Origin of the sequence: Propionivibrio sp. (genome assembly GCF_049316945.1) — a bacterium.
Lineage (GTDB): Bacteria > Pseudomonadota > Gammaproteobacteria > Burkholderiales > Rhodocyclaceae > Propionivibrio.
In genome coordinates this window covers 1-8,081 of record NZ_JBMOJE010000170.1, presented here as the reverse complement: position 1 = coordinate 8,081, position 8,081 = coordinate 1, and the positions used below count along the sequence as shown (strand labels likewise).

General features: G+C 56.3%; 6 protein-coding genes. 1 reads left to right on the top strand and 5 read right to left on the bottom strand.

Annotated features, from left to right (window positions below; genetic code table 11):
- Window positions 1-384: 384 nt before the first annotated feature.
- Both ACOYNV_RS23835 and ACOYNV_RS23830 read right to left on the bottom strand, forming a co-directional pair.
- Complete coding sequence (locus tag ACOYNV_RS23835) at window positions 385-939, bottom strand: ANTAR domain-containing response regulator (protein WP_422902303.1); 555 nt, start codon at window positions 937-939, stop codon at window positions 385-387.
- Window positions 936-2,546, bottom strand: a complete 1,611-nt coding sequence (locus ACOYNV_RS23830) for a PAS domain S-box protein (protein ID WP_422902302.1) — start codon at window positions 2,544-2,546, stop codon at window positions 936-938. The genes ACOYNV_RS23835 and ACOYNV_RS23830 overlap by 4 nt, the downstream gene beginning before the upstream one ends.
- Window positions 2,547-2,887: 341 nt before the next feature.
- On the opposite strand from ACOYNV_RS23830, the gene ACOYNV_RS23825 reads away from it, so the two are divergent.
- A complete protein-coding gene (locus ACOYNV_RS23825) occupies window positions 2,888-4,786 on the top strand; it encodes a SurA N-terminal domain-containing protein (protein WP_422902301.1) in 1,899 nt (632 codons plus the stop codon).
- Window positions 4,787-5,031: 245 nt separating this feature from the next.
- Here ACOYNV_RS23825 and ACOYNV_RS23820 read toward each other — a convergent pair whose 3' ends face one another.
- The 3 genes from ACOYNV_RS23820 to fabI form a co-directional block, all read right to left on the bottom strand.
- Window positions 5,032-6,378: a type II toxin-antitoxin system HipA family toxin gene (locus ACOYNV_RS23820; RefSeq protein ID WP_422902300.1), complete on the bottom strand. Its 1,347-nt coding sequence runs from the start codon at window positions 6,376-6,378 to the stop codon at window positions 5,032-5,034.
- Window positions 6,375-6,692, bottom strand: a complete 318-nt coding sequence (locus ACOYNV_RS23815) for a helix-turn-helix domain-containing protein (protein WP_422902299.1) — start codon at window positions 6,690-6,692, stop codon at window positions 6,375-6,377. The genes ACOYNV_RS23820 and ACOYNV_RS23815 overlap by 4 nt, the downstream gene beginning before the upstream one ends.
- A gap of 329 nt (window positions 6,693-7,021) precedes the next feature.
- The gene (fabI, locus tag ACOYNV_RS23810) at window positions 7,022-7,819 is read right to left on the bottom strand and encodes an enoyl-ACP reductase FabI (protein ID WP_422902298.1); all 798 of its coding nucleotides are present in this window, start codon (window positions 7,817-7,819) and stop codon (window positions 7,022-7,024) included.
- Window positions 7,820-8,081: the final 262 nt, after the last annotated feature.

Genomic DNA, 8,081 nt, shown 5'->3' with positions numbered 1-8,081 from the left:
CCTTCGCCGGAATGACGGTCTTGGATGCTTGTGCCAATTAATTCACAGCCTCTCAGGCGAAGCGCTGCCATCGCCTGGTACTTCTCAGGCGGCCGAAACGACTCGATATTGAAAGTTGATTGGGAGAATCCACCCATGCTTCGCTCCATGTGTCTGTGGACGCATTGCCCTGTGCAATGCGATACCAGATTTCATAAGCGAGGCAGTTTTGTGGGCCCCGACTGCAAACTGCAGCAATAATACTCGTTTATGAGTACGCATTTCAGGGTAAGTTGAAATTCCGGGGGAGGGGTAATTATTAATTATCAATTTTAATTATCAATTACAAAAGGAATTGCTGGAATGAAGTGATCAGCCATTGATTGATAGGCGTCTCAATGCCTTTTATGGCTTCTGGTATTTGTCATCTTCTACCATGCTCCTGGCCACATCTTCCAGCTTGCGGCGCTGGGTTCGGGCCTGCTGGCGCAACTGCTCAAAAGCGCTCGGCTGGTCGAGTCCAGCGGCGCGCATGAGCATGCCGACGGCGGTGGCAATCGTGCGATTGCTCGCCATTGCGCCTTGCAGACCACTGATCTCCTGCGCGCGGGCCAGCGCGGTACGTATCGTCGGCACGATCTTCGCCACCGTGAGCGGCTTGATCAGGTAGCCGAGGGCGCCGATCTCCACGGCACGCTGGACAAACTCCTCGTCGTCATAGGCCGAGAAAAACAGGAAGGGCACCGTCGTTTCATCGCGCAGGCGGCGCGCCAGTTCCAGTCCGTCGAGACCGGGCATGCGGATGTCAAGCAGCGCCAAGGCCGGCTCTTCACTCAGGCATAGCGCCAGCGCCTGCAAGCCGTCATGTGCCTCGATGACCTCGAAACCGGCCTCGCGCAGACCATCGGCCAGGGTTAAAAGCACCAGTCGGTCATCGTCGGCAATGAGAATCCTGGTCATGACAGGCTCCGCTCTTTCTGAAAAGAACTGATTAGCACGGGGGACTTGAGTATAAGCGTGGTGTGCACAAAGTCCCGGTTATCGAGTCCATAAGACAGGTGCGCTCCCTCATTCGGCAGCAGGGAACGTACCAGGCGCAAGCCGGTGCCGAGTCCCTGGCCGGTATCGATGTCAAATGCCGGCGTCCCCGATGCGGCATTGCGGATGACAATCTGCGCGATGGTGCCATTGGACAGCAGTGATACCGCTGGATCGGCGCTGCCTGCAGGCGAATGCTTGACGGCATTGAGGATCAGTTCATTGAGCACCAGGGCAATGGAAACCGCTTCATTGCTTTCGATCTGGACCGGTCTGAACGTGCTTTGTTCGTGCTCGATATGAAACAGCACCGGTCGCTGCGACAGTTCTGAAACCATCTTGCAGATATTTCTCAGGCTATCGCACAGGCGGATGGCTTCACCGGAATTGGAGCTTTGCAAGCCATGAACGACGGCTATGGTATCAATCTGGCTGATTGCCGCTTTTAGCCGGGGATCAAGTTCCAGAAACTTGCCCAATTCGCGATGCAGCAGACCGGCGACGCCTTGCAGATTGTTCTTGATGCGGTGATGCACTTCGCGCACCAAAGTATCGCGTTGCTGGTCGCGTTGTTCCTCAGCCAGCTTGCTTGCGGTGATGTCACGGCAGGAACCGAAGACAGTCCCATCCGGAAGCAATGAGCCGCTGAAGTCCACCGCTATGGTGCCGCCGTCCCGACACTTCAGAAGTAGCTCACAGCGCAATGATCCGGTTGTCAGGAGCTTCTCGAAAAGGGACAGGGCGACCTGCATATCTTCGGCTGGCGTGATATCGGCTATGCTCATTCCCAGCATTTCGTCGTAACTGTAGCCAAACAGTTGTGATGCCTTCTGGTTGGCGTACTGGTAACGACCCTGTTGATCGACGATGAATATCGCATCTGCCGCGCCTTCGAGAATGCTTCTGGTTTTCGCCTCGTTCAGAATCAGCCTGTCTTCGATTTGCTTGCGCTCGCTAATGTCGGTCAGCGTGAGGCGTATCTCGTGGCTGCCTGGTGCCAAGAGATTTTCTTCTGCTGGGCGCAGCCCATGGCGCGAGGATGCTTTGAGCGTGCTTCCTGCTGTGCGTGTGCAGTTCAACTGGGCATGGAAGACCGACCCATCGCCGCGGCGCAATGCCAGTTCCACTTTGACTTGCGTACCGTCTCTTTTCAAACTCATGAAATGCCGGTGCCAGTTATCCTGGTCTTCATCAGTCACGAAAATGGTGAAGTGCCTGTTCAGTAATTTCTTGAGAACCACCCCGAGGAGCATGCGACCGGCGAGGTTGATCTCGGCAATCCTGCCGTCGGCAGTGAGCGTGAGATAGCCGACCGGGGCGAACTCGTAGAGATCGACAAAGCGGTCGCGTGATTCCTCCAGCGCAATCTTCGCCTCGCGCAAGGCTTCGTTCTGCATCTCCAGTTCGATCTGGTTCACCTGCAGATCATGCTGCAGTGATTCGACCGAGCGCTCCAAGGTCTTGGCTGGAGGCGCATCGGTGAACTGCGACGCGACCGTTGCCCGCAGCCGCGGGTCATGAGGTCTCATTTTGTCAGGCGAATTCATCGTTTCCATACTACCCCATCGGACTATAGTTGTCGTTATTGCGGCAGCGAGGCGGACGGTGAACGGCCAGGCAAATTTACCTTGGTGGCGCGTCGTGGACGCTTGCTCGCAGATGATCGCTCGTGGTAAAGTCACAAGCCTTGTGGATGTTGCCTTTTGGTCTCGGTTGGTTTCTCACCCTTGTTGCCAAGCGGATGTTTATAAAGTGTTTTCAGCTCCCTGCATGGGTGTCCGGTGCGCTGCGCTACTACCTGAAGGCGAACGAGAGTTCGCTTTTTTCGTTTCTTGATTCGATCTTTTTTTTGAACTGACGGGCAATCACCATGTTCGACTCCGTACGCAACAACAAGAAAATCGTGCAGATATTTCTTGCGCTAATCGCCTTGCCATTCGCCTTCTTCGGCGTCGATTCCTACGTCAGAAACACGGGGGCAGGGAGTGACCTGGCCAGCGTTGGCGATACCAAGATCACCGTTCCCCAGTTTGAGCAGGCCATGCGCGAGCGCCAGGATCAATTGCGTCAAACGCTCGGGGCAAGTTTCAAACCGGAAATGATGAATACGCCGGAAGCGAAGCTGAGCGTTCTTGAATCGCTTGTTGATCAGCGTCTGTTGCTGCTGGAGGCGGACAAGAATCGTGTGCAGACCGGTAACGAGGTGTTGCGCGATGTCATTGGCAAGATTCCTTCGCTGCAGGAGGACGGCCAGTTTTCGATGGCGCGTTATGAAACGGCGCTGCGTGCTCAAAATATGTCGCAACCGCAGTTCGAGGCCCGGCTGCGTCAGGATTTGACGCTGCAGCAACTGATTGGCGCGGTCGGTGACACGGCTTTTGTTTCGGATACCCAGGCCGAAGCGATGTTGCGGCTTCAGTCCGAGGAGCGCCAGTTCAGCGAGATACGGATTTCGCCCGAGCAGTTTGCCGACAAGGTAAAGATCGATGCCGCTGCGCTGCAGAAATTCTACGATGACAACAAGTCCCTGTTCGAGGTGCCAGAGCAGGTCAAGGCCGAGTACCTCGTGTTGTCGCTTGATGCACTCTTGGCGCAGGTTACGGTGGGTGATGCCGAGATCAAGGCCTGGTATGAGAGTCACCAGGATCGCTATCAGCAGGCCGAGGAGCGGCGGGCGAGCCATATTCTGATCATGAGCAATGCCGATGCCGACCAGGCCAAGGCCAAGGCCGCAGAGGTATTGAAGGAAGTGCAAAAGTCACCGGCGAAATTTGCCGAACTGGCAAAACAGTATTCACAGGATCCCGGCTCGGCGCAGAAGGGCGGCGATCTTGGTTTCTTTGGTCGCGGCATGATGGTCAAGGCGTTTGATGACTCCGTGTTCAAGCAGAAGGAAGGCGAAATTTCCGGTCTGGTGCAGTCCGAGTTTGGTTACCACATCATCAAGGTTACTGGCATCAAGGCCGGCAAACAGCGTTCGATTACCGAGGTGCGTCCGGAAATCGAGAGCGAGTTGAAGCGCCAGGCGGCATCGCGCAAGTTTGCTGAAGCGGCCGAAGCGTTTACCAACATGGTCTACGAGCAATCGGATAGTCTCCAGCCGGCGGCTGAAAAATTCAAATTGAAGATCCAGCAGTCCAACTGGCTGCCCAGGAATCCTGACCCGAAGGTTATGGCAGCACTGGGGCCGCTGGCGAACGCCAAGATACTTGTAGCACTCTTTTCGGACGACGCCGTCAAGAACAAACGCAATACCGAAGCGGTCGAAATTGCCCCGAACACGCTGTTGGCAGCGCGAGTTACCGAGCACATACCGGCCGCCAGCAAGCCTTTCGATACGGTAAAAGCCGATATTGAGAAGCTTTTGAAGTCTAAGGAAGCCGCCGTCCTGGCCAAAAATTCCGGCGAGGCCAGATTGGCCGAGTTGCAGAAAGGCGGCGAGGACAAGCAGGCCTGGTCGCCGGTCAAGTCCATTTCGCGCATGCAGGGTCGTCAGGTGCCACCCGCCGCCATGCAGGCTCTTTTCAAGGCGGATGTCCAGAAATTGCCAGCCTATGTCGGCGTCGGCGTCGGCGGCAGCTACATGCTCTACAAGATCGGCAAGGTCACCCAGCCGGAAAAGATTGATGATGCGAAGCGCAAGGGGCTCCAGAGCGAATACGCCGCGATTGTTGCGCAGGAAGACTTGTCAGCCTACCTTGCCGGGCTGCGCAAGCGCTACAAAATCAATATCAACAACGCGGCGCTGGAGACGAGAGAGCGCCAGTAAGGACTGAAGGCCAATAAAACGCCGACGGGAACAATCCTAGCCGTTACGAAAAGCAGTTAATCCTAAAAACCTCGGTCTATCCACGAAAATCACGAAAGACACGAACAAAATCAATAGCTTGATGTATTTTATCAATTCACCCGTTGGGTGGTGATCTTCAGCTTGTTATCTTCTTGATTCTTTTCGTGCTTTTGGTGTTTTTCGTGGACGAACTGCTTTTTCTAGGTTAATACGGGCGTACCAGATCAGGAGGGCGGCAACACCGTGCGAGGTTTGCGCGGTGGGGCGAGCAACGGGGACTCTCCGATGCGCGGGGCCACATGCCGCAACGCAGGCGATGGCCGTGGCAGCCCACTCGCTTCTGCCTGCGCCACCCAGTCGGCAAGTGCGAAGGTGCGGCGCGCGGCTAGGCGATTCATGCCCTCGTTCCACTCCCAGAGCATGCGCGACCCCACCTGTGCGAACCCGGGCGTATGCTGGATGTGGTGCAGCAGCTCGGGAACGATGCTGGCCACACCCGTGCACACACGGTCCACCAGCTCACGCTGCCGCGGCGGGTCGATGCCCAGGTTAACCTGCAGGTAGCGCCAAAGCGCCTTGCTCGCACTCCAGCTCTTGCGCCCGTCAATGTACATGCCAGGCGGGTTGTTGGCATACCGGTCATAGGCGAGAATGGTCAGCATGTCGTAGACTGGCGCAATCTCCACATTGTCAACGTCGTCATAGATGAACGCCAGGTTTTTGGTGTGGCAGTCTGCGTTGCCGAGCGCATAGGTGAGCAGCAGCGTGATGGCCAGCTGTTCGTTGGCAGCCAATAGGCATTCTTTGGGTACGTAGGCGCGGGTCAGCCGAGCAACACGCTCCCAGGTGGACTCGTACTTGTCGTCAGGCGTCAATCCGAGCAAGCTGCAGAAGTCCTCGAATCCTCTTCGTTTGCCGCTGACTGGGTCGATGTCAAACCGCTCGACTACCAGTGTTTGTCCGTCGTCGGAGACGAGCGTTCGAGCGACCTTGGCCATCGTCGCCGCAGCCGCTTTCATGCAAAGGTGCTCGTTGAGTGCCACGAAAGGTTGGTGTGCAGAACTTCCCTTAACGATGTGACGCTCGGTCGCCACCGTTCCCTTGCGAAACAATGCTTCGGTCTCGTCGCTCAGGAATTTGGGGACAACGCCTGAGACACCCGACACGGCGTGGCTCGCCATAAGCTCCAGGAACACCTGTTCAGACGCCTCACCATGAAGCAGCGGCGCCAAATCGTCGACCGCCGAGACCGCATTGGGCTGCTCGCCAGCGCTGACTTGAACGCGGCCGATGAGGTTGTGCCCAACCACCGACAACAAGTCGAGGCCACTCGCGCCCAAGTGCGGGCCCAGTTGTTCTTTGAGCACCGAAAGAAGAAATCCTTCGGGCAGGCTTACCTGGAAGAACGGATGCAGAGCTGGCCACGTCCAGCTTGAGGTCTGCACGGGCATCGCCAGTGAGACGAACTCATGCGGCTGGGCCGTTGGCAGGTAGGTCAAGGCGTGCTCGAAGCCAGCGGTGCTTTCCAGCACGGCTACGGCAGCGCCATTTACAAAGACGTTGAGTTTCACCGGGAGTCAGGCCCCACGTTGGCGTTGTGGCGGCGTTCCTCCAGGATTGACGACAATGTGGGCCGTCGGGTGGCGCTTACGAAATCCAGTTCCATACCGAGTACTTGCAGCAACCGCAAGAGCTTCGTCAGAGAGAAATCAGCCCCGCGTCCGGATTCAAATCGCGATATTGCCTCCTGACGCATACCCACCGCGCCAGCGACCTCGGACTGAGTCTTGCCGGCCTTCTCCCGCAACTGGCGAAACCGATGGCCCACATCAGGCAAAGTCTCTATCGCTGAGCATGTGTTTAGAGGCATAAATTCGTCTTTCATGCCGAGAGTATGCCATCAAACGCATGTCTAGTCTAGCCAAAATATGCTCCTCATCGCATATTTACGCATTTTTTACATTATTTATGCGTTTAAACGCATTCCGACATGGACTGATGAGTGGTTGCGGCCTCAGTAAGAGGCTTTTGCACCGTGAACGCGGGTTTCGATTAGCGGTTGGCCATTTTGCTGAAGAAGATTTCTTCTTGGACAAGAAAAATCTCCACCCATTGAAGAAGGAGCGTTTTCAAGTCTGGACCTGATAGCTATCAACTACTTTTCGTAACTGCTAGGAAACAATCCGTCGGCGTTTTTTACTGCCCTGAGAAAGGCTACGGCAGAGGATCGGCGTTGCCGAGTGCCGTGGTATTCAGGCCGCCATCGACGTACATGATTTCGCCGGTTATGGCGCTGGCCAGATCGGAAAGCATGAAGGCGGCAGCGTTGCCGACTTCGTCAATCGTAATGTTGCGTCGTAGCGGAGCGTTATGTGCGTTGTAGGCCAGGAGCTTGCCGAAGTTGCCGATGCCGGAAGCCGCCAGCGTCTTGATCGGGCCGGCTGAAATGGCGTTGGCACGGATGCCCTGCGGGCCGAGGCAGAAGGCCAGGTAGCGCGTGGCTGCTTCAAGGCTGGCCTTGGCCAGCCCCATGGTGTTGTAGTTCGGCATGGTGCGCTCGGCGCCCAGATAGGAAAGTGCCAGCACCGCCGCTTTATTGCCCCTCAGGAGCATCGGGCGAGCCGCCTTGGTCAGTGCCGGATAGCTGTAGGACGAGACGTCGTGGGCGATGCGGAACGATTCGCGCGAGAGGCCATCGAGGAAGTCGCCTTCGATAGCCTCGGTGGGGGCGAAAGCAATCGAATGCACCAGACCGTCGAGCCCATCCCAGTGTGTTGCCAGATCGGCGAAGAGTTTGTCGATCTGGGCATCGTCAGAGACGTCGCACTGGAAAATCAGGCTACTTTTGAATTCGGCGGAGAATTTGTTGATGCGATCCAGAAAACGTTCGGTCTGGTAGGTAAAGGCCAGTTGCGCGCCTTCACGGTGGCAGGCCTTGGCGATTCCATAGGCAATTGAATGCTTTGACAACAGGCCGGTGATCAGAATTCGCTTGTCTGCGAGGAATCCCATGGGTTCTCCCATAACTAATTTGTGTTGGAGTTTGACGGATAAAGCCGTTTGAGCCGGCATTATAGGTGAATTTGGCCGAAAGCCGGCCATCGTTTCCCCTTAATATCCATATCGGGATTACGGTTGGATTCGTCGGTGAGAATCAAAACCACGGCACAGCATCCGACTCTCACGTTAACGGGCAGGGCTTTGTAAGGCACACCAAGAAATGAAAGCCCTGCCCGTTCCCCTCACCCCCGACCCCTCTCCCAGAGGGCGAGGG

What these genes read in the sequence shown, in the direction of transcription:
- ACOYNV_RS23825 (WP_422902301.1), top strand. Translation starts at nt 2,888, where the DNA reads ATGTTCGACTCCGTACGCAACAACAAGAAAATCGTGCAGATATTTCTT.
- ACOYNV_RS23835 (WP_422902303.1), bottom strand. Translation starts at nt 939, where the DNA reads ATGACCAGGATTCTCATTGCCGACGATGACCGACTGGTGCTTTTAACC.
- fabI (WP_422902298.1), bottom strand. Translation starts at nt 7,819, where the DNA reads ATGGGATTCCTCGCAGACAAGCGAATTCTGATCACCGGCCTGTTGTCA.
- ACOYNV_RS23830 (WP_422902302.1), bottom strand. Translation starts at nt 2,546, where the DNA reads ATGAGACCTCATGACCCGCGGCTGCGGGCAACGGTCGCGTCGCAGTTC.
- ACOYNV_RS23815 (WP_422902299.1), bottom strand. Translation starts at nt 6,692, where the DNA reads ATGAAAGACGAATTTATGCCTCTAAACACATGCTCAGCGATAGAGACT.